The 542-nt window shown below is 69.0% G+C and carries 1 protein-coding gene; it reads left to right on the top strand.

Going from position 1 to position 542, the window contains the following annotated elements:
- Nucleotides 1-540, top strand: a 540-nt coding sequence (locus R4P95_RS33435) for an enoyl-CoA hydratase/isomerase family protein (protein WP_317840535.1), incomplete at its 5' end; no start/stop codon positions are given.
- Nucleotides 541-542 lie beyond the last annotated feature (2 nt).

Below are 542 nucleotides of genomic sequence, written 5' to 3'. Positions count from 1 at the left end.
AAGATCGACAGCTTTATCGAGGCACTCACACAGACCTCGATCGACGACGCCCTCGCCCGGTTCACCGAACCCGCCCCCGTGTCCGAACTGTTGGCGCAGCAGGGGTGGATCGACGCCGCCTACTCGGCGGGCAGTGTTCCCGAGATCGTTGCCCGCCTCCGCGGCAGTGGGGTGCCGGAGGCGGAAAAGGCGGCCGAGCAGATCCTGTCGAAGTCGCCGACCGCGTGCGCGGTCACCCTGCAATCGTTGCGCCGGGCCCGGCAGGCGGGCAGCCTCGAGGAAGTCCTGAACGAGGAATTCCGGGTGTCCGTCGCCTGCCTGAGCTCCCCTGACCTGGTCGAGGGCATCCGGGCGCAGGTGGTGGACAAGGACCGCAACCCGCAGTGGTCGCCCGCCACCCTCGACGAGGTGACCGACGAGCAGGTCGACGCGTTCTTCGCCCCGCTCGGGGACCTCGAACTCGGTCTCACCCCACCCACCGCAGCCGTCCCGGCAGCGGCTTCGACCAGCGACACGCGTCCAGGAGGGACTGCATCATGAGC

It is taken from the genome of Rhodococcus sp. IEGM 27 (genome assembly GCF_033142305.1).
Taxonomy (GTDB): Bacteria; Actinomycetota; Actinomycetes; order Mycobacteriales; family Mycobacteriaceae; genus Rhodococcus_F; species Rhodococcus_F oxybenzonivorans.
This window is presented reverse-complemented; position numbering and strand designations above follow the sequence as displayed.